Here is a 23,987-nt window from a genome sequence, read left to right on the forward strand (position 1 = left end):
GGCGGCCGTGCTGCGGCTCGCGCTCTTCGACCTCGACGACACCCTCTTCGCCCATGCCCGCGCTGTGCGGGAGGGGATCGTCGCGTACGCCGCCTCGCTCGGCGCCGCCTACGCCGGCGAGCCGGCCGACGTGCAGCGCCGCTGGCACCTGCTCGAGGAGGAGCACTACCACCGCTACCTCGCGGGCGAGCTCGACTACGAGGGCCAGCGCCGGGCGCGCGCCACGGACTTCGCCGCGGAGGCCGGAGTCGGGCTGACTCCCGAGGAGGCGAGCTCCTGGTTCCGCGGGTACCTCGAGCACTACGTCGCCGCCTGGACCCTCCACGACGACGCGCTGCCCGTCCTCGACCGGCTCGACGCCGCCGGAGTCCGCCTCGGCGTCATCACCAACGGCGTGCTCGACTTCCAGCGGGGGAAGATCGAGGGCACGGGCCTCTCCGGTCGCTTCGAGCACGTGATCGCCTCCGGCGACGTCGGCGTCGCCAAGCCGGACGCGCGGATCTTCGCGATCGCCTGCGAGCGGTTCGGGGTCTCTCCGGAGGAGGCCCTCTACGTCGGCGACCGGCTCGGCACCGACGCCGTCGGAGCGGCCTCTGCGGGCCTGCGCGGCGTCTGGCTCGACCGCGTCGGCGGTCCCGAGCACGGCCGCGAGCTGCCGCCCGAGGCGGTCGAGCTGGGCGTGCGCCGGATCGGCTCCCTGGACGAGCTGGACGCGCAGCTCGGGCTGTCGGCGGACTGAGGCCCCGCCCGGTCCGGGTCTCGATAAGCCGCCTGCAGCGACTACGCGACCAGCATGCAGGTCCGAATTGCCGGGTCTCGATGAGCCGGCTGCGGCGACCACTCGACCAGCATGGGTGTCCCCGAACCACCCCGTTGCGATACTCGTTGCGCCGTCGTCGGAACGACGAAGCGCCCCACCCGACCCGAGGGTCGGACAGGGCGCTTCACCGTGAACGGACTCACGTCATCCGCTCGCCGCACGAGGCGAACGGGGAGGACGCGTGTCAGCGTCGTCCCCTAGCCGGACGCGACCCGCTCTCCGAGACGAGACCGCCTCGACGAGCCGACCGCGCCGCGGCAGGCAGGGACTGCCGCGGAGAAAACTACTGCACGTCCTCGTCGATCCAGTCGAAGGTCTTGGTGACGGCCTTCTTCCAGAGGCGGTACTGGCGGGCGGCCTCGTCCTGGTCCATCTGCGGGGTCCAGCGCGAGTCCTCCTGCCAGTTCTGTCGCAGGTCGTCGAGGTTCTCCCAGAAGCCGACCGCGAGACCGGCCGCGTAGGCCGCTCCGAGCGCGGTGGTCTCCGCGACGACCGGTCGGACGACCGGGACGCCGAGGATGTCGGCCTGGAACTGCATGAGCAGGTTGTTGGCGATCATTCCGCCGTCGACCTTGAGCTCCTGCAGGGGGACGCCGGAGTCGGCGTTGACCGCGTCCAGGACCTCGCGGGTCTGGAAGGCGGTCGCCTCGAGCGCGGCGCGGGCGATGTGGCCCTTGTTGACGTAGCGGGTGAGGCCGACGAGGGCTCCGCGGGCGTCGGAGCGCCAGTAGGGTGCGAACAGACCCGAGAAGGCGGGGACGAAGTACGCGCCTCCGTTGTCCTCGACGGTGGCGGCCAGCGCCTCGACCTCGGGGGCCGAGCCGATGAGGCCCAGGTTGTCGCGCAGCCACTGGACCAGCGAGCCGGAGACCGCGATCGAGCCCTCGAGCGCGTAGTGCACCTCGCCGTCGCCGAGCTTGTAGCCGATGGTGGTGAGCAGACCGTTCTTCGAGTGGACGATCTCGGTGCCCGTGTTGAAGATCAGGAAGTTGCCGGTGCCGTAGGTGTTCTTCGCCTCGCCCGGATCGAACGCCGCCTGGCCGAAGGTCGCGGCCTGCTGGTCGCCGAGGATGCCGGCGATCGGGACCTCGCGCAGCAGCGACGAGGACTCGACGTGGCCGTAGACCTCGGAGGAGGAGCAGACCTCGGGGAGCATCGACTTCGGGACCCCGAAGGCCTCGAGGATGTCGTCGCGCCACTCGAGGGTCTCGAGGTCGAGGAACAGGGTGCGGGAGGCGTTGGTGACGTCGGTCTTGTGGACGCCGCCGTCGATGCCGCCGGTCAGGTTCCAGAGGACCCAGGTGTCCGTCGTGCCGAAGATCAGGTCGCCCGCCTCGGCCTTCTCGCGCGCACCCTCGACGTTCTCGAGGATCCAGACGATCTTGGTGCCGGAGAAGTAGGTCGCGAGCGGGAGGCCCACGATCGACTTGAAGCGGTCAGCGCCCTCGTCGCCCGCGAGGCGGTCGACGATCGACTGGGTGCGGGTGTCCTGCCAGACGATGGCGTTGTAGACGGGCTTGCCGGTCGTCCTGTCCCAGACGACAGCGGTCTCGCGCTGGTTGGTGATGCCGACGGAGGCGATGTCGTGGCGGGTCAGGTCGGCGCGGGAGAGAGCCTGGCCGATCACCTCGCGGACGTTGTTCCAGATCTCGATCGGGTCGTGCTCGACCCAGCCGGCGCGCGGGAAGATCTGCTCGTGCTCCTTCTGGCCGGTGGAGACGATCGATCCCTTCTTGTCGAAGATGATCGCGCGGGACGACGTGGTCCCCTGGTCGATAGCGATGACGTAGTCAGCCATGAATGATTACTCCTTCGTAACGGGGGTGAAAGGAAGCGCGGCGGTCTAGAGGACCGGGAGCAGCACAAGCGAGGCGAGGCCCGCGAGCACTCCACCGACGATCGGGCCGGCGACGGGCACCCAGGCGTAGCTCCAGTCGCTCGAGCCCTTGCCCTTGATCGGCAGCAGCGCGTGCGCGATGCGGGGGCCGAGGTCGCGGGCGGGGTTGATGGCGTAGCCGGTCGGGCCGCCGAGGGAGGCGCCGATCGCGATCACCAGGATGGCGACGGGCAGCGCGCCGAGCGCGGCCAGACCGCCGTCGCCCTGACGTCCGCCGCCGAAGCCGATGACGACGAAGACGAGGACGAAGGTGCCGATGACCTCGGTGACGAAGTTCCAGCCGTACGAGCGGATCGCCGGGCCGGTCGAGAAGACGCCGAGCTTGTTGGCCGCGTCGGGCTCCTCGTCGAAGTGCTGCTTGTAGGCGAGCCAGCAGAAGACGGCACCGAGGATCGCACCGATCATCTGGGCGAGGATGTAGACGAGGATCGAGACGATGTTGACGGGCACGCCGGAACCGAACTCGGTCGCTCCACTCGCGACGAGGCCCAGGGTGACCGCGGGGTTGAGGTGCGCCCCCGAGTTGTACGAGACGATCACACCGGCGAAGACCGCGAAGCCCCAGCCGATGTTGACCATGAGGGTTCCGCCGTTGAGACCCTTGCTCTTCACGAGCGCGACGTTGGCGACGACACCGCAGCCGAGGAGCACGAGCATGGCCGTTCCCACGACTTCGGCGAGGAAGACCACTCCGAGATTGTCCACGTTGACCTTTTCCTTTTCGTAAGACGGACGCGCACAGGCGTCCGCGGCAGGCTTCGATGCCCGACGGTGTGAAGTTATCGGCGCCCTGTCCTAGCGACAAGGAACGGCGCGTGCACGTTTGTGCGTTGTCACGACGGAAGCCCCGGTCGAGGTGGTCCTCGGTCCGGGGCTTCCGTCGATCCGCGCCTGATCGCCGATCAGGAGGCGGGCACGGCCGTCGGAGTCTGCACCGAGGTGCCCCCGACGTCGACGCCGTTGTACTCCTTGAGGTGCGCGATGGTCGCGTCGACCTCCGACGCGCGGGCGGCGTCGTCCCATCCCAGCACGGCGCCCGTGTGCTCGGCGAGCTCCTCGAGGAGCTCGCGGCTCAGGCCGCCCGTGAAGGCGTGGTTGGTGCGGCGCATCACCAGGTCGATGAGGTGCACCACGCTCTCGCGCTGGGCGAGGTAGCGGATCTCACCGGTGGTGAAGTCCTTGTCGAAGTCGAGCGCCTCGTCGTGTCCGTCGGCCAGGGCCTCGATGACCTCCTGCGCGCGGGTGCCGTAGCGCTCGAGCAGCTGGCCCGTGCGGGCCGAGGAGAGCCCGGAGCGGTGCTGGCTGATCCACTGCGCGCGGGACGCGTCGGTGCGCGGGAAGCCCTTGCCGCCTCCGATGGGGGTCTTCACGGTGAAAACGCGACGGGTCACGCCGATCCGCTTGAAGACCTCGTTCGAGAGGTGCTCCGACAGGGCGCGGAACGTCGTCCACTTGCCGCCGACCAGGCTGAGCACGGGCGAGCCGTTGCCGGGGAGCGTCGAGGGCTCGATGCGGTAGTCGCGGGAGACGAAGCCCGGGGCCTCGTCGTCGTGGCGGGGCAGCGGGCGGATGCCGGAGAACTTGAAGACGATCTGCGAGCGGTCCACGCGGATGGCCGGGAAGACGTGGTTCACGAGCTCGAAGAAGTAGTCGATCTCCTCCTCCGTGCACACCGCCGGCTTCGTGGGGTCGGCGTCGATGTCGGTCGTGCCGACCATCACGCGGCCCTTGAGCGGGTAGATGAGGACGATGCGTCCGTCGCTGTGCTCGAAGAACATCTCGCGGCCCTCGCAGGCCTCGACCAGCTCGGGGTTGTCGAGCACGATGTGCGAGCCCTTGGTGCCGCCCATGAACGTCGTGGTCGTGCCGAGGGCCGTGTTGGTGAAGTCGGTCCACGGTCCGGAGACGTTGACGACGACGTCCGCCGCGAAGGTGAACTCCTCGCCGGACTCGCGGTCGCGGAGGACGACGCCCTTCTCGTCGGCGCCGACGGCCTCGACGTAGTTGGCCGCGCGGGCCTTGCTGCCGCCGATCAGCGCGTCGTGGAGCACGTCGAGCGCGAGGCGCTCGGGCTCGTGCACGGAGGCGTCGAAGTAGGTGGCGGTGTACTTGATCTTCGGGTCGAGCTTGGGGAGCTCGTTCAGCGAGCGCTTGCGCCCGTGGAACTGGTGGCGCGGGACCGTGCCGCCGTCGCGGGAGAAGAAGTCGTACATCGTGAGGCCGACCTTGATCAGCAGCGCACCGCGCTCCTGCGGCTTGCCCGACTTGTGGGTCAGGAAGCGCAGCGGAGCCGCGAGGATGCCCGAGAACGTCGAGTAGATCGGGATCGTCGTCTGCAGCGGCTTCACGTAATGGGGAGCGATCTTCAGCAGGCCGTTGCGCTCGTGCACGCCCTCGTTGACGAGTCGGAACTCGCCGTTCTCGAGGTAGCGGATGCCGCCGTGGATCATGTGGCTCGAGGCGCTCGAGGCACCGGAGACGTAGTCGCCGCGCTCGACGAGGGCGACGTCGACGCCGTTGAGCGCGAGCTCGCGGAAGGTCCCGATGCCGTTGATGCCACCGCCGATGACCAGGACCGTGGCGCGGGGGTTGTCGCGGAGAGCAGCGACGCTCTCGCGCAGAGCGGAGTTTCCGGGAGTTCCGTCGGACTGTGCCACTTCGTACTCGCCTTCGTGTCGTAGGGGTGTCGTCGAGGCCTCCGCACCAGCGTGCACCGGGGAGATGACCGATTGATTTCGCGGAGGAATACAGCCATCCTTGACCCGACAACACATCCGGTCAAGACGGGTGGAAATCCGTGCAGGGAGCGCTATGACCCCGGTGAGACCGGTCGTCGAACTCGACGAGACGACCCACGCGACCCATCCCGACAAGACGCGGGACGCGCTGCGTGCGGCCCAGCTGTACTACATGCAGGATCTGACGATGGACGCGATCGCGCACGAGCTGCACACGTCGCGCTCCTCCGTCTCGCGCCTGCTCTCGCACGCCCGCGCGACCGGCCTGGTCGACATCCAGATCCGCTCCCCCCTCGACCGGGCGAGCGCCCTCTCGGCCGAGGTGCGGTCCCACTTCGACATCACGGCGCACATCGTGCCGGTGCCGGACCACACCAGCGAGATCGACCGGCTCGAGCGGGTCGCCCTGTCCGCAGCGAGGATCCTCGGGCAGTTCATCGACTCGAACATGATCGTCGGCATCGCCTGGGGCTCCACGATGAGCGCGATCAGCCGCCACCTGATCGCCAAGGAGACGCACAACACGCAGATCGTGCAGCTGAACGGCGCCGGCAACACCGAGACCACGGGCATCAACTACTCGAGCGAGATCCTCCGCCGCTTCGGCGACGCCTACGCGGCGAAGGTCCAGCAGTTCCCGGTGCCGGCGTTCTTCGACGACCCGACCACCAAGCAGGCGGTGTGGCGCGAGCGCTCCACCCGACGGGTCCTGGAGCTGCAGCAGCGGATGGACGTGGCGCTGTTCGGGCTCGGGTCGCCGTTCGCGGCGGTCCCCTCGAAGGTCTACATCGGCGGCTACCTGGAGCCGAGCGACTTCACCTCGCTCAGCGGCTCCGGGGTCGTCGGCGATGTCGCGACGGTGTTCTACCGGTCCGACGGCAGCTGGGACGACATCCCCATGAACGAACGTGCAAGCGGTCCGGACCTCTCCACCGTGCGCCGCGCGTCGCGCCGGATCTGCGTCGTCTCGGGCGCCTCGAAGCTGCCGGGCCTGCGCGGCGCCCTGGCGGCCGGCCTCATCACCGACCTCATCCTCGACGAGGGAACGGCCCGCGCCCTCATCTCGGACTGACGACTCCTGCTCTTCCGCGGGACGCGCTCGGGTACGCGGCACGCCGACCCAGGCGCACCGGAGCGGAGTCTCGCGGGAGCGGTCAGGACTCGCGGGCGTGCGCGTCGAGGAACTCGTAGACCTCGGCGTCGTCGATGCCGGGGAAGGTGCCTGACGGCAGCGGTGCGAGCACGTGCGCGTGCAGGCGCGCGCTCGGCCAGGCGTTGCCGTCCCAGCGCGCGGCGAGCTCCGACGGGGCGCGCCGGCAGCAGGACTCGTCGGGGCAGCGGGAGAGCTCGCGGCGGTCGGTGTCGCGGCCTCGGAAGAAGCGGGCCTCGGCGAACGGGACGCCCACGGTGATCGAGAACTCCTCGGTGGCGGTCGTGCCGGTCTGCGACGCCGACCAGAAGGTGCCCGCCGGAGTGTCGACGTACTGGTAGTACTCCGTCGTCCGGTTGGTCCGGGTGAACGCGGAGCGCGCCGACCAGTAGCGGCAGACGACCTGGCCCTCGACGGCCCCGGTGACGTCGGTCGGCAGCGGCAGCCCGTCGTTCTCGTAGGCCTTCTGGATCGAGCCGTCTCCCAGCACCCGCAGGAAGTGCATCCGGATGTCGAGGTGCGAGGTGAGCAGGTTCGTGAAGCGCAGGGCGGCGGCCTCGTGGGTGACGCCGAAGCCGTCGCGGAAGTCCTCCACCGAGACGTCCCGCTCGCGCTTCGCCTCCTGGAGGAACGCGACCGCCGGCTCCAGCGGCATCAGGCACGCGGCGGCGAAGTAGTTGATCTCGAGGCGCTGACGGAGGAAGTCGGCGTAGGTCACCGGCCGCTCGTGCCCGAGGAGGCGGTGCGCCATCGCCTGCAGCGCCAGCGCCCGCAGGCCGTGGCCCCCGGGGATCGAGGCGGGCGGGAGGTAGATCCTGCCGTTCGCGAGGTCGATCACCGAGCGGGCGGAGTGCGGCAGGTCGCCGACGTGGATGATCTCGAAGCCGAGGTGCCGGGCCATCTTCGAGACGGAGCTGTGGGTCAGTGCTCCTCCACGGTGCCCGACGGTGCGGAGCATCTCGCCCGCCACCTCCTCGATCTCGGGCAGGTAGGAGCTGCGCTCGCGCAGCTGGAGCCGCTGGGCGGTGTTGGCCCGGCGCGCCTCCTCCGGTGTGGCACTCGCCTCGCTCCGGCGCCGTGCGAGCTCGCGGTAGACGCCGAGGAACGCCTCCAGCACGGGCGTGCTCAGCCCCTTGTTGACCTTGAACTCGGGCAGGCCGAGTGAGCGGTACAGCGACCCCTTCTGCACGCGCGCCAGCTCGATCTCGAGCGCGGCCCGCTCGCTCGGCGGCTCGTCCGAGAGCAGCGCCGCCAGCTCGACGCCGAGCGCGGCCGCGAGGCGCTGCAGGAGGGAGAGGCGCGGCTCGCGGCGCCCCGTCTCGATCAGCGAGAGCTGGCTCCCCGACACGTCGACGCGCTCGGCGAGCTGCCCGAGGGTCAGTCCGCGCCGGGTGCGGAAGTGGCGCAGGCGCTGCCCGAGCAGCACGGCGTCGGAGCCCGGGGCGGGTGTCGAGGGATCGGTCACGGCGAGCTCCAGCGGTCGGTTGTGACGGAAGCGCAAAAAGACGGTTTCTTGACCGCCTGAGCGCCGGGAATACCTCCTGATCCTCCTCCATCCTGGCTTCAGGCGCCACTGAGCGCCCCTCCCGGCCCGGCCGGCCTCTTCCGGGCTGCGGCCGGCGACTCCCCACCCCCGTCGACGACGACCACCGAAAGCGGAGCCAGCATGAGCATCTACAGCAACACCGTCCGACTCGAGCCGAGCACCATGACCGCGCCGACGTCCGTCCCCGCGCCCGTCGTGCCGCCGGCGCCCCTCGCCCTCCGCCGCTGGGTGCGCGAGACCGCCGCGATCCTCCAGCCCGACGCGATCGAGTGGAGCGACGGCTCCCCCGCGGAGTGGTACCGCCTGACCGAGCGGCTCGTCGCCTCCGGCACGCTCCTCCCGCTCAATCCGGAGTGGCGGCCCGGCTCGTTCCTGGCCCGCACCGACCCGGACGACGTCGCCCGGGTCGAGGACCGCACCTTCATCTGCACGACCGACGAGGCCGACGCGGGACCGACCAACAACTGGCGCGAGCCCGCCGCGATGAGGGCCGAGCTCGCTCCCCTCCTCGACGGAGCGATGCGCGGACGGACGATGTACGTCGTCCCGTTCTCGATGGGGCCCGTCGGCGGTCCGCTCTCGCAGCTGGGCGTCCAGGTCACCGACTCGGCCTACGCGGTGCTGAACCTGCGGATCATGGCGCGCGTGGGCTCCGAGCCGCTCGCGGCCTTCACCGAGGAGACCCCGTTCGTCCGCGGCGTGCACACCGTGGGGCTGCCTCTCCGCGACGCGGACGGCGTCACCCGCGAGGACGTCGCCTGGCCGTGCAGCCCGGTGAAGTACATCACCCAGTTCCCGGAGACGCGCGAGATCGTCTCGTACGGCTCCGGCTACGGCGGCAACGCCCTGCTGGCGAAGAAGTGCTTCGCCCTGCGCATCGCCTCGGCGATGGGGCGCGAGGAGGGCTGGCTCGCCGAGCACATGCTGCTGATCCGCATCGTCTCGCCCGAGGGACGGCGCTACCACGTCGCCGCCGCCTTCCCGAGCGCGTGCGGCAAGACCAACCTCGCGATGATGCAGCCCGCGATCCCCGGCTGGCGGGTCGAGACGCTGGGCGACGACATCACCTGGATGCGCCGCGGGGAGGATGGACGCCTCTGGGCGATGAACCCCGAGACGGGCTTCTTCGGCGTCGCTCCCGGCACCGGGGAGACCTCGAACCCGAACGCCGTGCAGACGCTCTGGGGCAACACGATCTTCACCAACGTCGCGCTCCGCGAGGACGGCGACGTGTGGTGGGAGGGCCTGACCGACGAGGTCCCGGAGCGGCTGACCGACTGGCGCGGGCACCCGTGGACGCCGGCGTCCGGCACGCCCGCCGCGCACCCCAACTCCCGCTTCACCGCGCCGGCCGCGCAGTGCCCGTCGCTCTCCGCCGACTGGGACGCCCACGAGGGCGTGCCGCTGGACGCGATCGTCTTCGGTGGCCGACGGGCGAGCAACGTCCCGCTGGTCACGCAGGCCACCTCGTGGCAGCACGGCGTCTTCCTGGGTGCGACCGTCGCCTCCGAGAAGACCGCGGCCGCGGAGGGCACGGTCGGGGAGCTGCGCCGCGATCCGTTCGCGATGCTCCCCTTCTGCGGCTACAACATGGCCGACTACTTCGCGCACTGGCTCGCGATCGGCGCCGAGCTCGGCGATGCGGCGCCGGCCGTGTTCCAGGTCAACTGGTTCCGGAAGGACGCGGACGGCGAGTTCCTCTGGCCCGGCTTCGGCGAGAACGCGCGGGTGCTGCAGTGGCTCGTCCGCCGCCTGGAGGGGCTGGCGGAGGCGCGGCGGAGCCCCCTCGGCGACCTGCCGGTCGCGATCGACACGCACGGGCTCCGGCTCTCCGCGGCCCAGAAGGAGGAGCTGTTCTCCGTCCCGGTCGAGGCGTGGCTGGAGGAGTGCGCGCTCACGGAGGAGTTCTTCACGCGGTTCGGCGACCGGCTGCCGCCCGAGCTGACCGCCGAGCTCCAGGCCCTGCGGCTCCGGCTCCTCGCCGAGAAGCTGCCGCTGGCAGCCTGATCCCCCTGACCGAGCCGGCTCCTGCCGGACACCCCTGTGGCCCGCGGGCGGATCATCCCCCTTTCCTCGCACCCCCGCGGGTCCACTCCCCCCTTCCGCTCCCACGACGACGGGCACCATGACCGACCGCATCACGCTCCGCTTCCTCGCCGCCCCGCAGGACGCCACCGCCGACGGCCGCAGCGCCCAGGCCGGCCGCGTCCTCGAGTGGATCGACAAGGCCGGCTACGCCTGCGCCGTGGGCTGGAGCGGCGGCTACTGCGTGACGGCGTACGTCGGCAACGTCCACTTCACCCGGCCCATCTCTGTCGGCAACCTGATCGAGGCGACCGCCCGCGTCATCCACACCGGGCGCACGAGCATGCACGTGCTGGTACAGGTCGCGCAGGCGGATCCGCGGACCGGCCTCTACGAGGACGCCACGCACTGCCTCCTCGTGTTCGTGGCCGTCGACGACGAGAAGAGGCCGCGGTCGGTCCCGGAGTGGCGGCCCCGCTCGATCGAGGACCTGTCCCTCGCCGAGGGCGCCGCCGCGCGCATCGAGGGCCGCCGACGGCTGCACGACGTGATGCGCGCCCAGGAGTACACCGAGGAGGGCACCGGTCCGCGGATCGTGTTCCGCTTCCTCGCGGCGCCGGGCGACGTCAACTGGGGCGGCAACGCCCACGGCGGGATCGTGATGCGCTGGATCGACGAGGCGGCCGACGCGGTCGCGCAGCGCTGGACCGGCCGCGACGCGGTGGCCGTCTACTCCGGCGGGATCCACTTCTACCGTCCGGTGCGCATCGGGCACCTCGTCGAGGTGGAGGCGCGCCTCATCCACACGAGCGCCCGGAGCATGCACCTGGCGGTGCACGTGCGCTCCGGGGACCCGCGGACCGGCGAGCTGGAGCTGACCACGCAGTGCCGGAGCGTCTTCGTGGTGCGGGGCGCCGACGGGGCGGCCGAGCCGGTCCCGCCTCTCGAGCTGCGGACCGAGGAGGACCGGCGTCTGGACGCCCATGCGCGCGAGCTGATCCTCCTGCGCGCGGCGCTGCCGCCGCTCCCGCTCGCGGGGACGGCCGGCGCTAGGGTCGGAGCGTGAAGCTGCCGATCCTCGTCCTCAACGGCCCGAACCTGAACCTGCTCGGCACCCGCGAGCCCGAGCTCTACGGCTCGGACACCCTCGTCGACGCCGAGGCGCTGGCGGCGGAGGCGGCCGAGCGGCACGGCTTCACGGTCGAGACCTTCCAGAGCAGCTCGGAGGGCGCGATCGTCGACCGGCTGCACGCGGCTCGCGGCTCCGTCTCGGGAGTGGTGCTCAACGCCGGGGCGTACACGCACACGTCGATCGCGATCCGCGACGCCGTCCTCGCGACCGAGCTGCCGATGGTCGAGGTCCACGTGAGCAACGTGCACCGGCGCGAGCCGTTCCGGCAGCACTCCTACCTCTCGGACGTCGCGATCGCCGTGATCGTCGGCGCGGGGATCGCCGGCTACGGCTACGCGGTGGACGTGCTCGCGCGAGCGGCGGAGAAGCGATGAGCGGCCTCGGACGCTCCTTCGGCAGCGCGGTCGACGCCTACGACCGCGGGCGGCCCGGCTACCCCGACGACGCCGTCGACTGGATCGTGGGGCACGCCCCCGCGCGGGTGGCGGGCGCCTTCCTCCCGGAGCGGGCCCGCGCGGCGGGAGCCGACGCCTCCGATCGGCTGCGCGCCGTGGACCTCGGCGCGGGAACGGGCAAGTTCACCGCGTCGCTCGCGTCCCGCGGCCTCGCCGTGACCGCGGTCGAGCCCGACGCGGAGATGCTCGCGCGGCTCGCCTCGAATCTGCCGGGGGTCCGCCCCGAGGAGGGGACGGCCGAGGCGATCCCCGCCGCGGACGCCTCCGCGGAGCTCGTCACCGCCGCGCAGTCGTGGCACTGGGTCGACGCCGAGCGCGCGGGAGCCGAAGTCGCCCGCGTCCTGGTGCCGGAGGGCGTGCTCGCGCTGGTGTGGAACATCCGCGACGAGTCGGTCCCCTGGGTGCGCCGGCTCGGCGAGGTCGCCGGAGCCTCCACCGCCGAGCGCTTCGAGACGCTCCGGCCGCCGCTCGGCTCCGCTCTCGAGCGGGTGGCGTTCGCGGCCTTCGAGTGGTCCTTCGAGCTGGACCGAGCCGGGGTGCGGGACATGTTCGCGTCCCGCAGCTACATCATCGCGATGCCCGATGAGGAGCGCGCCGCGGTCCTCGCGGCGGTCGACGCCGTGGTGGACGAGGAGTCGGGCGGGAGCGGGACCGTCGCGATGCCGTACTCGACGCGCGTGACGATCGCGCGCCGCTCCTCCTCCGCCTGACTCCGCGCCGCGCGCCGCGGACCGCCCCGCCCGCCGACTACCCTCGGAGGGCGCCGCACCGGCGCGAGCACCGAGAGCACGAGGAGAGACGCACGTGAGCATCATCGCCGCCGCAGACGGGTCCGCACTGGGCAACCCCGGCCCCGCCGGCTGGGCCTGGTACGTCGACGACGAGCGCTGGGCCGCGGGCGGCTGGTCGCACGGCACGAACAACATCGGCGAGCTCACCGCGGTGCTCGAGCTGCTGCGCGCGACCGCGCAGGAGGAGGAGCCGCTGCACATCCTCTGCGACAGCCAGTACGCCATCAAGGCCTGCACCGAGTGGCTGCCGGGCTGGAAGCGGAAGGGCTGGCGCAAGGCCGACGGCAAGCCGGTGATGAACGTCGAGATCATCAAGGCGCTCGACGAGGAGCTGCAAGGCCGGGCCGTCACCTTCGAGTGGGTGAAGGGGCACGCCAACCACCGGATGAACGAGGCCGCCGACGTCCGCGCCCGGAGCGCCGCGACCGCCTACCAGCGCCGGCAGCCCGTCGACGCCGGACCCGGATGGCCGACGGCCGCCGCCGCGCCCGCCGCGGCCGCTGCGCCCCCCGTCGAGGACTCCGCCACCCTCTTCTAGCCGCGTTCCCCCTGGGGCAGCCGCAGCAGCCCCGTCGCCACCAGCTCGCGCACCCGCGGCAGCACCGAGTCGGACACCGCCTCCTCCTCGACCTGGAGGAGCGAGGCGACCGCCGCCGCGATCGCCGCCACCGAGAGCTCGCCGTCGCAGGCGCCGACCACGGCGGCGAGCGCCGTGTCGACCTCCTCGACCCGGGCGAAGCCGCCGCCCTGGCGCAGCCGCAGCACCGTCGGATCGTCGTTGCCCGGCCAGTAGTGCCGCTCCTCCGTGACGTCTCCGGCGACGACCAGGGCGAGACCCGCCAGAGCGCGATCGTCGATCGACGCGAGGGCCTCGGCCGCGTCGAGGCAGGCGGCGAGGTGGCCGCCCAGGCCCGCGGTCGCCACCGGCGTGGTGATCCGCTCGAGGCGGCGGATCGGCGGGCGGGGCTGCTCGGGCAGGCGGAGCGTGACGTAGCCGAAGCCGACGCCGGTCACCCCGCGCCGCTCGAAGTCGGTCAGCCAGGCGTCGACCAGCGCGTCGAACGCGGGGCCGCGGGTCGTGCCGCCGTCCCGGATCCAGGTCTCGGCGTAGACCGCCGGATCCTGACGCTCGCGCTCCACGACCCAGACGTCCAGCGGAGAGGCGGTCCCGCCCATCCAGGCGTCGAGCCCCTCGGGCCCCGCCTCGAGCGCCTGCTCCAGCGGGCTGCGGGCGTCGGCGAGCCAGTCCGCGATCCGGTCGAAGGCGTCCGCGCCCTCCCGGTACTCCCAGTTCCCCAGGAGCTGCGCGACACCGCCGGGCACCAGGTGCTCGGCTGCTCCGAGGATCACGCGGCGCACGATCTCGTCGCCCTCCAGCCCGCCGTCGCGGTACTCGTAGGAGGGGACGCCCTCGACTCGCGGCGTGATGACGAACGGCGGGTTCGTGACGATGTGGTCGAAGCGCTCCCCCGCGACCGGCTCGTAGAGGCTGCCGAGGCGGAACTCGATGTTCTCGATCCCGTTGAGCGCCGCGGTGAAGGAGGCGAGCGCGAGCGCGCGCTCGGAGATGTCGGTGGCGACCACCTGCTCGGCGTGGCGGGAGGCGTGCAGCGCCTGGATCCCGCAGCCGGTCCCCAGGTCGAGCACGCGGCCGACGGGCCGCTGGATCATCAGGCCGGTCAGCGTGAGGCTCGCGCCGCCGACGCCGAGCACGTGGTCCTCGTCGAGCGCGCGGCCGAGGGCGAGCTCCCCGAGGTCGGAGGCGATCCACCAGGAGGCAGCGCCGCGCTGGTCGACCACGTCGTAGGGGCGCAGGTCGAGGGCCGCGGTGACGACGGCTCCGGCCTCGACGCGCACCAGGCCGAGCTCCACCGCCCCCTGCAGCGCGAGAGCGCCGAACGCCTCGTCCGCGTCGTCGGCCGAGACGGGATCGGCCAGGAGGAACAGGCGTGCGAGGGTGGCCAGCGCGTCGTGGTCGCCGCTGCGCTCGAGGGCGCGGCGGGCGGGGACCCGGTCGCCGCGGTGCAGCGCCTCGGCCGCTTCGTCGCCCCAGAGCCCCCGCACGGCGTCCACGCCGTAGCGGGCGCGGATCAGATCGTCGCGCAGGAGGGCGATACGGGCTCGGTCGAACGGGTCTGCGGAGAACACCGCTCCATCCTCCTGCACGCGGGTCGGCCACCGGGGCCGCCGCGGCCGTACGATCGGAGGCATGCCGCTGACCGGAGAGTACGAACCCAGCACGTCCGAGTGGGCCCGCGAGCAGGCGGAGCTCTACGAGCGGACCGGCGGAGCCGAGGGGAACCTCCTCCGCGGCCGCCCCATCATCGTCCTGACCACCGTCGGCTCGAAGAGCGGGAAGCTCCGCAAGACCGCGCTGATGCGCGTCGAGCACGAGGGCGAGTACGTGGTCGTCGCGTCCAAGGGCGGTGCGCCCGAGCACCCCGTCTGGTACGGCAACATGCTCAAGGAGCCGCACGTCGAGCTGCAGGACGGGCCCGTGAAGAAGGACTACGCCGCGAGCGTGCTCGAGGGCGATCTGCGCGCGACCTGGTGGGAGCGCGCGGTCGCCGCGTGGCCGGACTACGCCGAGTACCAGACGAAGACCGAGCGGCAGATCCCGCTCGTGCTGCTCACTCCCTGGTCCTGAGTGCGGCGGGCGGCTCGGCCCGTCGCTGAGGGGGCCGTCCCCCGGTCGAGGTCGCGCCGCACGGCAGGCGCCTCACGTGGGCGGCGAGCCCAGCGGATCCCGTCCGGCCTCAGACCCGGGCCGCGATGAGGTCGAGCACCTTCGGGCTCGAGAGCAGCGCGAAGTGGCCGACCACCGAGACCGCGATGTTCTCGCGCGCCCCGGCGAGGCGGCTCCCTCCGGGGATGTACTGGTCGCGCATCCCGTAGATCGACGTGATGCGCGCGTCGGCCTCGCGCTCAGCCAGCAGGGTGCGGATCAGCGGGCGGTGGGGTGCGAACTCCCGGAGCGCCCGCGCCGGGGCGATCCGTGCGAGCGACGAGCCGTTGAACGGGGTCGAGACGGCGATCATGCGCTCGATCCGCCCGTCCTCGCGGTCGTCGACGACCATCATGTGCTTGCCGATCAGGCCGCCCTTGCTGTGCGCGACGACGACGACTCCGCGCAGATCGTGCTCGCGCAGGTAGTCCTGGCCGAGTCCGGCCGACGCGACGATCGGCCGCGTGTTGTAGCCGAGCGCGGGCAGCACGTGGATCGGATGGCCCGCCGCGTGCAGCCTCTCGGCGATGGGCCGGAGGAACTGCCACGTCTCGTAGATCCCGGGGATGAGCAGCACCGGAGCGCCGTCGCCGGACGCGTACCGCGACACGTCCCAGCCCTCCCGCAGGTGCACGAAGCGCGAGCCGTAGGCGTAGCGGTAGTCGCGGAGGTACGCGCGCCGCAGCGAGATCGAGCGGCGCGGGCGGGCGGAGTCACGCGCCGGCATGGGCCCGCTCCAGCTCCGCGATGTCGAGGCGGCTCATCGCGAGCATCGCCTGCAGCGCGCGCGCGGACGCCTCGGGGTCGGCGCCTCCGAGCAGACGCGGGAGGACCTCCGGCACGATCTGCCAGGACAGCCCCCAGCGGTCGCGGAGCCAGCCGCACCGGCTCTCCTCGCCGCCGTCCGCGATCAGGGCGTCACACAGCCGGTCGAGCTCGGACTGGTCGCCGACGGTCACGACGATCGAGACGGCCTCGGTGAACGGGAACCGCGGCCCGGCGTTGATCGCCTGGAACCGCTGCCCGTCGAGCTCGAACGTCACCGACAGCACCTCGCCGGGCGACGGGGAGCCCTCCGGCAGCACCTGGCTTCCGGTGATCCGCGAGTTCGGCACCAGCTCCGTGTAGAAGCGCGCCGCCTCCCCCGCTCCGTCGTCGAACCAGAGGAAGGTGCTGACCGCGCCCATCGGAGTCTCCGTCCTGCGCGGGAGGGTCTCCGCGGCTCCCTCAGTGTGCCGCGGAGGCGCTCTCCCCGCGACGGATCACAGCGGGTTGACGCCGAACGCCGTGGCCAGCTTGTCGATCTTCTTGGCGCGGCCCAGCCGGGGCAGGTCGCTGCCGTCGCGGATGACGCGGCCGCGGGCCTCGAAGTCGTCGAGGAAGTCGCGGGCCCAGGCGACGTCGGACGGCGTCGGGCTGATGACCTCGTTGATCACGGCGAGCTGCTCGGTGTCGAGGCAGAGCTTCCCGGTGAGGCCGAGCGAGACCGTGAGCGCGGACTGCTCGCGCAGCACGGGGTGGCTGTTCGAGACGGTCGGTCCGTCGATCGGGCCGGGCAGGTCGCCGATGCGCGAGGCGACGACCAGGCGCGAGCGCGGGTAGGCCATCGCGAGGTCGTCGGCGCTGGTGCCGGTGTCGCGGCGGTAGTCGCCGCTGCCGAACGCGAGGCGGAAGGTGCCGCGGGCGCGGGCGATCGAGACCGCCTCCTCGATGCCGAGGGCGGACTCGACCAGGGCGAGCACCGGGGTGGAGCCGCCGAGGCGATCGAAGGTCTCGGTGACGTGCTCAGCGGCCTCGGTCTTGGCGAGCATGACGCCGGCGAGGCCGGGCAGGCCCTTCAGCGCGTCGACGTCGTCGGACCAGAACGGGGTGGAGTGGTCGTTGATGCGGACCCAGGCGCGCTTCTCGCCGGTCAGCCACTCCGCGACGTCGGTCCGCGCGTCGGGCTTCGCCTTGGGGTCGACCGCGTCCTCGATGTCGAGGACGATCTGGTCGGCGCGGGACGCGTGCGCGGCGTCGAACGTCTCGGTGCGGGTGGCGTTCACCAGCAACCAGGAGCGCGCGATCTCGGGGGCGACGTCGCGCCCCTTCCGCTTCGCGATGGCGGTGGTGGTGGTCTCGGGCAACGTCACGTTCGGGTCCTCTCGGTGGCGCGGTCCTCGCTCCGCGGACGCCACCGCTCTGCGACGGCGCCGGGGACAAGGGTAGCGGCTCCCCGTCGGCGGGGCTCCGGGCACTCCGGCGTCTCTCCACTCCGGGGCTGCGACGCCCCGAGCGCTCCGGATCAGCGGCCCTCCGGACGCTCCCACAGCGTCAGCACGGTCGTCGGCACCCGGATCCGCTCGCGCGCGACGAACCCCGCCTCAGCGAGCACCGCGTCCGCCTCGCCCTCCGGCAGCGCCTGCCAGACCCGGTCCTCCCCGGCGAGCGCGGCGCGCAGCGCCTGGCCCTCCAGCAGGACGTCCGAATACGTGCCCGTCGTCCTGTACGGAGCGGCGAGGGCGACATCGTCCACGCCCGCGAACGCCTCCGGGTAGGCGGCGAGCGCCAGGCGGGGCCGGAGCGAGACCGTCCCGGAGGAGCCGAGGAGGACGGCGTCGCCCGGACGGGCCCGCTCCTCGACGGCGGCCGCCAGACCGCGGAGGTCCTGCCCGTCCGGCTTCCCGGTGACCGTGCGCATCTGCACCAGGACCGGCAGGGCGGCCACCGCGATCAGGGCGAGGAGGGCGACGCCCGTCCGGGCCCTGAACGAGTCGAGCGCGAGGCCGAGGAGGACCGCGAGGGCGGGCGTGCTCGACGCGAGGTAGCGCGGAGTGAACATCGGCTCGACGAGGAGGGTCCCGAGCACCAGCACCGCCGTCGGCAGCACGATCCAGAGGACGAGGGCCGGCAGGAGCGGCCCGCGCAGGCCGCCCCGCACCGCGGCGACCGCGAGGAGCGCGACGGCGATCCCGGCCAGCCACCACGCGGATCCGAAGAACGGCTCGACCAGGACGGTGAACGCGGTCACCGGCTGCGAGCGGAGCCAGCCGACCTGGCCGCTCTGCCCGGCGGCGAGGAGCAGCACCGGCACGGCGCCCAGTGCAGAGAGGGCGCTCGCCGGGAGAGCCCGCACGGCACCCCGGGGCGCCGCGGCCGCGGCGAGCGCGACGAGAGCCGGCAGCACCAGCACGGAGTAGAGGAACACCGCGTCCGCCAGACCCGCGACGGCCGCGAACGCGATCCAGCGCAGGGCTCCTCCGGAGCGCGCCGCCCGCACGACGAGGACCGCCGCTCCCACCACGAGCGCGGTGGCCAGAGCGGAGGATCGCGCCTCGGTCCCCGAGAACGAGGACCGCGGGAGCAGCACGAGCACCGCGGCGGCGAGGAGTGCCGCCCGGGGCCGGTCGAACGAGCGCAGCAGGACGACGACGCCCGCCGCCGCCGCTCCCGTGGCGAGAGCGGACGGCGCCCGCACCGCGAGCTCCGACTCCCCGGCGATCGCGATCCAGCCGTGCATCAGCAGGCCGTAGACCAGGTGCACCGCGTCCTTCTCCTGCACGAAGGCGAGGAGCTCGCCCACCGGGAGCCGCGCCAGGCGGAGGGTCGCGGCCTCGTCGTTCCAGTAGGAGGGGATCCAGGAGCCGACGAGGGTCAGCGCGGTGGCGAGGGCGAGGACCGCGCTCGCGGGCAGGGTCCGGAGCGCGCGCATCCCGCCAGCGTAGAGGCCGGGCTCAGCGCGCCGAGCGCTCGGCGAGACCCTTCGCGTACGCGGCCTGGCCGACGTGCTGCGTGTCGTCGTCGATCACCGAGACCAGCCGCACCCCGAGGGTCACCGGCGGATCCCACTGCTCGTCGACGACGCGCGCGAGGTCCTCGTCGCCGAGCGTGTCGAGGAGGGCGAGCGTCTGCCGGTGCACGGCGTCGGCGTACTCCGCGAGCAGCGCGGCGGGCACCGCGGCGAGCGCCGCCACCTCGGCCGGCTCCTGCCCGTAGCCGGTCTCGTCGGGCCCGAAGGGCAGGCCGGACCGGCCGTGGAAGCCGTCGGCCGTCCACACCTGCTCGTGGCCGGCGAGCGGGGCGAGGTGGTCGTCCTGCACCCGGACGAGATGCCAGACGAGCCAGGCGGGCGAGTTCGAGCGGGCGTCCGCGCGGAACGCGAGCTGATCGGGGGTGCTGTCGTCGAGGACGGCGTGCACGTTCTCGTGCACCCGGCCGAAGGCGTCGCGGAGGAGGTCGATGGCTGCGCTCATGCCGCCAGCCTGCCGCTCCCGCGCCCGGCGCGGCACCCCCTCCGCGCGCCTCGGAGGAAGTGCGGAGGCGGGTGCCCGATACTCGGCCCGTGACCTCCGGATCCTCGAACCTGGCGACGAAGCCGTGGCTGACCTCCTACGCGGAGGGCGTGCCCGCCGAGATCGACCCTCCCACCCAGACCCTCGTCGACCTGCTCGAGGACTCGGTCGCGCGGTACCGCCGCGGCACCGCCCTCGAGTTCTTCGGCGCCGAGACCAGCTACGCCGAGCTCGGCGAGCAGGTCGCGCGCGCGGCGGAGGGCCTGCGGCGCCTCGGCGTGCGCGCCGGCGACCGCGTCGCGCTGGTGCTCCCGAACTGCCCGGAGCACGTGGTGGCGTTCTACGCCGCTCTCCGCCTCGGAGCGATCGTGGTCGAGCACAACCCGCTCTACACGCCGCGCGAGCTGCGGCGGCAGTTCGAGGACCACGGCGCCCGGTTCGCGGTCGTCTGGGACAAGATCGCCGACGTCGTCGCGACCATGCCCGCCGACCTGGGTATCGAGCGCGTCGTCTCCGTCGACCTCACCCGCTCCTTCCCGCTCGGCAAGCGCCTGGCGCTCCGGCTCCCCCTGCCGTCGGTGCGCCGGTCGCGCGAGAAGCTGACCGCGACCCCCCGCAGCCGCTCCCTGGTGCCCTTCGCGTCGCTGCTGAAGAACCGCCGCATCGCGCGCTCGCACCCGCGCCCGGTCCTCGGCGACACGGCCCTGCTGCAGTACACGAGCGGCACCACCGGCACACCCAAGGGCGCGATCCTCTCGCACGCGAACCTCCGCGCGAACGCCCTGCAGGGCCGCGCCTGGGTGCCGGGCCTGCGCGAGGGCGACGAGACGTTCTACGCGGTGCTCCCCCTGTTCCACGCCTACGGGCTGACGCTGTGCCTGACCTTCGCGATCAGCATCGGCGCGAAGGTCGTGCTGTTCCCGACCTTCGACGTCGGCCTCGTGAAGGCGGCCGCGAAGTCGTCGCCGCCCACCTTCCTCCCCGCGGTGCCGCCCGTGTACGACGCGCTGGCCCGCGCCTCCGAGCGCCACGAGCTCGACCTGCGCGGCATCCGCTTCGCGATCTCGGGAGCGATGAGCCTGCCGGTCGCGACGGTCGACCGCTGGGAGCGCGCGAGCCGGGGACTCCTGGTCGAGGGCTACGGAATGACCGAGAGCTCGCCGGTCGCCCTCGGCAACCCGGTCGGCCCGACCCGCCGGCCCGGCACGGTGGGCGTGCCGTTCCCCAGCACGACGATCCGCCTCGTCGACCCCGCCGATCCGTCGGTCGACCGCGGCCCGGGCGAGTCCGGCGAGCTCCTGCTCCGGGGGCCGCAGGTGTTCCAGGGGTACTGGAAGCGGCCGGAGGAGACGGCCGAGGCCCTCCTCCCCGGCGGCTGGCTGCGCACGGGCGACATCGCGACCGTCTCGGCCGACGGCTTCGTGACGATCGTCGACCGGGCCAAGGAGCTCATCATCACCGGCGGCTTCAACGTCTCCCCCTCCGAGGTCGAGGGAGTGCTGGAGTCGCACCCGGACGTGACGCGCGCGGCCGTCGTCGGGCTCCCTCGCGAGGACGGCGGCGAGAGCGTCGCGGCGGCCGTGGTCCTGCGGGCCGGGACGGCCGTGGATCCGGAGGCGCTGCGCGACTTCTGCCGGCTGCACCTGACGCCCTACAAGGTGCCCAGGCGGATCGTCCCGGTGGACGAGCTGCCGACCTCGCTGATCGGCAAGGTGCTGCGCCGCCAGGTGCGCGAGAGTCTGCTGGACTGAGGCGACCGGAGCGGGCGGTGGCCCGCGAGGAGGAGGACGACATGGCGAGGATCGTGCAGTACGAGCGGATCGGCGGGCCCGAGGTGCTCGAGACCGTCGAGGCGCCGGAACCCGAGGCGGGGCCCGGAATCGTGGTGGTCGCCGTCCGCGCGGCCGGCGTGAACCCGATCGAGTGGAAGGTGCGCTCCGGCCTGCGCCCGAGCCCGCCGTTCGACGGTCCGCGGAGGCTCGGGTCGGACGGCTCCGGCGTGGTCTCCGCCGTCGGTCCGGGAGTGGCCGGTTGGAGCGTCGGCGACCGGGTCATCGTCAGCGGCGCCACCGGCACCTACGCGACCGCCGTCGCGGTCTCCCCCGACTCCCTCGATCCGCTCCCCGACGGACTCGGCTTCGAGGAGGCGGCCGCGCTCGGCATCCCGGTCTCCACCGCCTACCAGGCGGTGGTCTCGCTCGGCGTCGCGGAGGGATCGACGTTCGTGGTCCACGCGGGCGCCGGCGCGGTAGGACGGGCGGCGATCCAGTTCGCCGTCGACCGCGGAGCCCGGGTGATCGCCACGGCGAGCCCGGCGAACCACGAGGCGCTGCGCGCGCTCGGAGCGGTGCCGGTCGCCTACGGGCCCGGACTGCTCGAGCGGCTGCGCGCCGCAGCGCCCGAGGGCGTCGACCGCGTGCTCGACGCGGCCGGGACGGACGAGGCGCTCGCCGCCTCGCTCGCGCTGGTGGCGGATCCGCAGCACGTCGGAACGGTGGTCGCCGGCCCTCGCGCGGGAGAGCTGGGCATCCGGGCCTGGAGCGGCGGCAGTCCCGTGCCGCTGACCGAGGAGGAGCAGCGCCTCCGCCGCGAGGGGGTGCCGCTGGCCGCCCGGCTGGCGAGCGAGGGGCGCTTCGCGGTCGCGACAGGTCCGCGCCTCCCGCTCGAGCAGGCCGCAGAGGCGCACCGGCTCAGCGAGGACGGCCACGTCCGCGGGAAGATCCTTCTCGTTCCCTGAGCCGGGCCGGCTCCCGGCATCCGTCTCCCCACCGCTTCCCCCGCTCTCACCGTCGAGAAGGAGTCCCCGTGTCCACTGACGACACCACCCCCGTGATCCTGGGGGGCGCCCGCACCCCGTTCGCCCGGTTCTCCGGAGCCTTCGCGCCGCTCTCGGGCGTCGAGCTCGGCGCCGCTGCGATCCGAGGGGCTCTCGAGCGCTCGGGCGCCTCCGCGGCCGACGTCGACGCGGTCGTGCTCGGCCAGGTGATCCAGGCCGGAGCCGGTCAGGGCCCCGCCCGGCAGGCCGCGGTCCTCGCGGGTCTGGGCTGGGACGTCCCGGCGGTCACGATCAACAAGCTCTGCCTGTCGGGTCTCACCGCGGTGATCGACGCGGCGCGGATGATCCGGCTCGGCGAGGCGCAGGTGGTCGTCGCCGGAGGGCAGGAGTCGATGACCAACGCGCCGCACCTCCTGCTCGGGTCCCGCTCGGGCCTGGGTGTCGGTCCGCGTCCGCTCGAGGACGCACTCCTCCACGACGGCCTGCTCGATCCGTTCGACCGCCGCCTGATGGGGAGAGTGACCGACGACGGCAACGCCGCGCGGCGCATCCGCCGCGAACACCAGGACGCCTTCGCCGCGCTCTCGCACCAGCGGGCCGCCGCGGCCCGGTCCACCGGCGTGCTCGCCGAGGAGATCGTGCCGGTCGCGCTGCCGCAGCGGCGCGGACCGGACCTCGTCGTGTCCGCCGACGACGGGATCCGGGAGGACAGCACGGTCGAGACGCTCGCCCGGCTGGCCCCCGCGTTCTCACCCGAGGGCACGATCACCGCGGGCAGCTCGTCCCCGATCACCGACGGCGCCGCCGCGCTGGTCGTCGTGTCCCGCGGCTGGGCCCGCGAGCGCGGACTGCCCTGGCTCGCGACCGTCGCCGAGCACGGGCAGGTCGCCGGACCGGACAACTCCCTGCATTCACAGCCGTCGGCGGCGATCCTCCGGGCGCTCGGCCGCCGCGGTGCAGCGGTGTCCGACCTGGACCTGATCGAGATCAACGAGGCGTTCGCCTCCGTCGTCCTCCAGTCGGCGGACGATCTCGGCGTCGAGCCCGAGGCGGTCAACCTCGACGGCGGGGCGATCGCGCTCGGCCACCCTGTGGGCGCCTCCGGAGCACGGCTGGCCCTGCACCTGGCGCTGGCCCTCCGGCGCCGGGGCGGCGGTCTGGGCGTCGCCGCGCTCTGCGGCGGAGGCGGCCAGGGCGAGGCGCTGATCCTCGAGGGCTGACCGGCGGTCCGCCCCCAGGAGCGCGTCGGCGCCTCCGGCTACGCTCGCGGGATGAGCATCCTGAGCGCCGACGGCCTCGCCTTCGTCACCGAGCGCCACCTGGCCACCCTCTCCACCCCCGGCCGCCAGGGCCGCCTGCACGTGGTCGCCGTGGGCTTCACCTACGAGGACGGCGTCGTCCGCGTCATCACCTCCCGCGAGAGCCAGAAGGTGCTCAACGTCCGGCGGGGCGGCACCGCGACGGTCGGGCAGGTCGACGGCATCCGGTGGCTGAGCCTGGGCGGTCCGGCCACGATCGAGGAGGAGCCGGACGCCGTGCAGCACGCCGTCGAGCTCTACTCCCAGCGCTACCGCACCCCGCGCCCGAACCCCCTCCGCGTCGCGATCCGCATCGACGTCGACTTCGCCCTCGCCTCCTCCGGCCTGCGCGCGGAGTAGCCG

22 protein-coding genes are annotated in these 23,987 nt (G+C 72.9%); 12 read left to right on the top strand and 10 right to left on the bottom strand.

The window, feature by feature from the left end; all coding sequences use genetic code 11:
• Window positions 1–7 precede the first annotated feature (7 nt).
• A complete protein-coding gene (locus C5C95_RS08805) occupies window positions 8–739 on the top strand; it encodes an HAD family hydrolase (RefSeq protein ID WP_104249471.1) in 732 nt (243 codons plus the stop codon).
• Window positions 740–1,103: 364 nt separating this feature from the next.
• Here C5C95_RS08805 and glpK read toward each other — a convergent pair whose 3' ends face one another.
• The 3 genes from glpK to C5C95_RS08820 all read right to left on the bottom strand — a co-directional run bounded on the left by glpK (window position 1,104) and on the right by C5C95_RS08820 (window position 5,374).
• The gene (glpK, locus tag C5C95_RS08810; protein WP_104324254.1) at window positions 1,104–2,618 is read right to left on the bottom strand and encodes a glycerol kinase GlpK; all 1,515 of its coding nucleotides are present in this window, start codon (window positions 2,616–2,618) and stop codon (window positions 1,104–1,106) included.
• 45 nt (window positions 2,619–2,663) lie between these two features.
• Window positions 2,664–3,374, bottom strand: coding sequence for an MIP/aquaporin family protein (locus C5C95_RS08815; protein WP_374952909.1), 711 nt, complete (start codon window positions 3,372–3,374; stop codon window positions 2,664–2,666).
• 245 nt (window positions 3,375–3,619) lie between these two features.
• Window positions 3,620–5,374: a glycerol-3-phosphate dehydrogenase/oxidase gene (locus tag C5C95_RS08820; RefSeq protein WP_258072643.1), complete on the bottom strand. Its 1,755-nt coding sequence runs from the start codon at window positions 5,372–5,374 to the stop codon at window positions 3,620–3,622.
• A gap of 154 nt (window positions 5,375–5,528) precedes the next feature.
• On the opposite strand from C5C95_RS08820, the gene C5C95_RS08825 reads away from it, so the two are divergent.
• A complete protein-coding gene (locus C5C95_RS08825; protein WP_104223198.1) occupies window positions 5,529–6,527 on the top strand; it encodes a sugar-binding transcriptional regulator in 999 nt (332 codons plus the stop codon).
• An 82-nt stretch (window positions 6,528–6,609) separates the two neighbouring features.
• On the opposite strand, the gene C5C95_RS08830 is transcribed toward C5C95_RS08825, so the two are convergent.
• Complete coding sequence (locus tag C5C95_RS08830) at window positions 6,610–8,070, bottom strand: helix-turn-helix domain-containing protein (protein WP_104291619.1); 1,461 nt, start codon at window positions 8,068–8,070, stop codon at window positions 6,610–6,612.
• Between the two features lie 243 nt (window positions 8,071–8,313).
• Between C5C95_RS08830 and C5C95_RS08835 the strand changes: the two genes are divergently transcribed.
• The 5 genes from C5C95_RS08835 (at window position 8,314) to C5C95_RS08855 (ending at window position 13,092) form a co-directional block, all read left to right on the top strand.
• A complete protein-coding gene (locus C5C95_RS08835) occupies window positions 8,314–10,158 on the top strand; it encodes a phosphoenolpyruvate carboxykinase (GTP) (protein ID WP_104324284.1) in 1,845 nt (614 codons plus the stop codon).
• Window positions 10,159–10,276: 118 nt separating this feature from the next.
• Window positions 10,277–11,242 (top strand): acyl-CoA thioesterase, encoded by a 966-nt coding sequence (locus C5C95_RS08840; protein WP_104266847.1) that lies wholly within the window; start codon window positions 10,277–10,279, stop codon window positions 11,240–11,242.
• Window positions 11,239–11,682 (top strand): type II 3-dehydroquinate dehydratase, encoded by a 444-nt coding sequence (aroQ, locus tag C5C95_RS08845; protein WP_104226430.1) that lies wholly within the window; start codon window positions 11,239–11,241, stop codon window positions 11,680–11,682. The genes C5C95_RS08840 and aroQ overlap by 4 nt, the downstream gene beginning before the upstream one ends.
• On the top strand, window positions 11,679–12,473 hold the full coding sequence (locus C5C95_RS08850; RefSeq protein WP_104324256.1) for a class I SAM-dependent methyltransferase: 795 nt from the start codon (window positions 11,679–11,681) through the stop codon (window positions 12,471–12,473). Before aroQ ends, C5C95_RS08850 begins: the two co-directional genes overlap by 4 nt.
• 94 nt (window positions 12,474–12,567) lie before the next feature.
• Complete coding sequence (locus C5C95_RS08855) at window positions 12,568–13,092, top strand: ribonuclease H (protein WP_104223203.1); 525 nt, start codon at window positions 12,568–12,570, stop codon at window positions 13,090–13,092.
• Here the strand turns inward: C5C95_RS08855 and C5C95_RS08860 are convergent.
• The gene (locus C5C95_RS08860) at window positions 13,089–14,702 is read right to left on the bottom strand and encodes a methyltransferase (protein WP_258072644.1); all 1,614 of its coding nucleotides are present in this window, start codon (window positions 14,700–14,702) and stop codon (window positions 13,089–13,091) included. The genes C5C95_RS08855 and C5C95_RS08860 overlap by 4 nt on opposite strands.
• Before the next feature lie 61 nt (window positions 14,703–14,763).
• On the opposite strand from C5C95_RS08860, the gene C5C95_RS08865 reads away from it, so the two are divergent.
• Window positions 14,764–15,201, top strand: a complete 438-nt coding sequence (locus C5C95_RS08865) for a nitroreductase family deazaflavin-dependent oxidoreductase (protein WP_104324258.1) — start codon at window positions 14,764–14,766, stop codon at window positions 15,199–15,201.
• A 109-nt stretch (window positions 15,202–15,310) separates the two neighbouring features.
• Here the strand turns inward: C5C95_RS08865 and C5C95_RS08870 are convergent, their stop codons facing one another.
• The 5 genes from C5C95_RS08870 to C5C95_RS08890 all read right to left on the bottom strand — a co-directional run bounded on the left by C5C95_RS08870 (window position 15,311) and on the right by C5C95_RS08890 (window position 19,511).
• Entirely contained in the window at window positions 15,311–16,006 is a 696-nt protein-coding gene (locus C5C95_RS08870; protein ID WP_104324259.1) for a triacylglycerol lipase, read from the bottom strand.
• Window positions 15,993–16,466 (bottom strand): VOC family protein, encoded by a 474-nt coding sequence (locus C5C95_RS08875; RefSeq protein WP_104324260.1) that lies wholly within the window; start codon window positions 16,464–16,466, stop codon window positions 15,993–15,995. The genes C5C95_RS08870 and C5C95_RS08875 overlap by 14 nt, the downstream gene beginning before the upstream one ends.
• Window positions 16,467–16,541: 75 nt before the next feature.
• Window positions 16,542–17,405 carry a CoA ester lyase gene (locus C5C95_RS08880; RefSeq protein WP_208543400.1) on the bottom strand — a complete coding sequence of 288 codons (864 nt, stop codon included), beginning with the start codon at window positions 17,403–17,405 and terminating at the stop codon, window positions 16,542–16,544.
• A gap of 158 nt (window positions 17,406–17,563) precedes the next feature.
• Window positions 17,564–18,970, bottom strand: coding sequence for a glycosyltransferase family 39 protein (locus C5C95_RS08885; protein WP_104324261.1), 1,407 nt, complete (start codon window positions 18,968–18,970; stop codon window positions 17,564–17,566).
• Between the two features lie 22 nt (window positions 18,971–18,992).
• Entirely contained in the window at window positions 18,993–19,511 is a 519-nt protein-coding gene (locus C5C95_RS08890) for a DinB family protein (RefSeq protein ID WP_104246705.1), read from the bottom strand.
• Between the two features lie 89 nt (window positions 19,512–19,600).
• Here C5C95_RS08890 and C5C95_RS08895 point away from each other — a divergent pair, with 89 nt between their 5' ends.
• The 4 genes from C5C95_RS08895 to C5C95_RS08910 all read left to right on the top strand — a co-directional run bounded on the left by C5C95_RS08895 (window position 19,601) and on the right by C5C95_RS08910 (window position 23,984).
• Window positions 19,601–21,301, top strand: a complete 1,701-nt coding sequence (locus C5C95_RS08895) for a long-chain-fatty-acid--CoA ligase (RefSeq protein ID WP_104223210.1) — start codon at window positions 19,601–19,603, stop codon at window positions 21,299–21,301.
• 41 nt (window positions 21,302–21,342) lie between these two features.
• Window positions 21,343–22,287, top strand: coding sequence for an NADP-dependent oxidoreductase (locus tag C5C95_RS08900; RefSeq protein ID WP_104324285.1), 945 nt, complete (start codon window positions 21,343–21,345; stop codon window positions 22,285–22,287).
• Window positions 22,288–22,355: 68 nt separating this feature from the next.
• Window positions 22,356–23,546 carry an acetyl-CoA C-acyltransferase gene (locus C5C95_RS08905; protein ID WP_104324262.1) on the top strand — a complete coding sequence of 397 codons (1,191 nt, stop codon included), beginning with the start codon at window positions 22,356–22,358 and terminating at the stop codon, window positions 23,544–23,546.
• A 51-nt stretch (window positions 23,547–23,597) separates the two neighbouring features.
• Window positions 23,598–23,984, top strand: coding sequence for a pyridoxamine 5'-phosphate oxidase family protein (locus C5C95_RS08910; RefSeq protein ID WP_104223212.1), 387 nt, complete (start codon window positions 23,598–23,600; stop codon window positions 23,982–23,984).
• Window positions 23,985–23,987 lie beyond the last annotated feature (3 nt).

Source organism: Rathayibacter sp. AY1B7 (genome assembly GCF_002932735.1).
Classification (GTDB): Bacteria; Actinomycetota; Actinomycetes; order Actinomycetales; family Microbacteriaceae; genus Rathayibacter.

Excerpts from the sequence above, each read along its gene's own strand:
- C5C95_RS08850 (WP_104324256.1), top strand. The coding sequence starts at position 11,679 with ATGAGCGGCCTCGGACGCTCCTTCGGCAGCGCGGTCGACGCCTACGAC.
- C5C95_RS08815 (WP_374952909.1), bottom strand. The coding sequence starts at position 3,374 with ATGCTCGTGCTCCTCGGCTGCGGTGTCGTCGCCAACGTCGCGCTCGTG.
- C5C95_RS08910 (WP_104223212.1), top strand. The coding sequence starts at position 23,598 with ATGAGCATCCTGAGCGCCGACGGCCTCGCCTTCGTCACCGAGCGCCAC.
- C5C95_RS08840 (WP_104266847.1), top strand. The coding sequence starts at position 10,277 with ATGACCGACCGCATCACGCTCCGCTTCCTCGCCGCCCCGCAGGACGCC.
- C5C95_RS08835 (WP_104324284.1), top strand. The coding sequence starts at position 8,314 with ATGACCGCGCCGACGTCCGTCCCCGCGCCCGTCGTGCCGCCGGCGCCC.
- C5C95_RS08900 (WP_104324285.1), top strand. The coding sequence starts at position 21,343 with ATGGCGAGGATCGTGCAGTACGAGCGGATCGGCGGGCCCGAGGTGCTC.
- C5C95_RS08825 (WP_104223198.1), top strand. The coding sequence starts at position 5,529 with ATGACCCCGGTGAGACCGGTCGTCGAACTCGACGAGACGACCCACGCG.
- C5C95_RS08885 (WP_104324261.1), bottom strand. The coding sequence starts at position 18,970 with ATGCGCGCGCTCCGGACCCTGCCCGCGAGCGCGGTCCTCGCCCTCGCC.
- C5C95_RS08865 (WP_104324258.1), top strand. The coding sequence starts at position 14,764 with ATGCCGCTGACCGGAGAGTACGAACCCAGCACGTCCGAGTGGGCCCGC.
- C5C95_RS08870 (WP_104324259.1), bottom strand. The coding sequence starts at position 16,006 with ATGCCGGCGCGTGACTCCGCCCGCCCGCGCCGCTCGATCTCGCTGCGG.
- glpK (WP_104324254.1), bottom strand. The coding sequence starts at position 2,618 with ATGGCTGACTACGTCATCGCTATCGACCAGGGGACCACGTCGTCCCGC.
- C5C95_RS08875 (WP_104324260.1), bottom strand. The coding sequence starts at position 16,466 with ATGGGCGCGGTCAGCACCTTCCTCTGGTTCGACGACGGAGCGGGGGAG.
- C5C95_RS08890 (WP_104246705.1), bottom strand. The coding sequence starts at position 19,511 with ATGAGCGCAGCCATCGACCTCCTCCGCGACGCCTTCGGCCGGGTGCAC.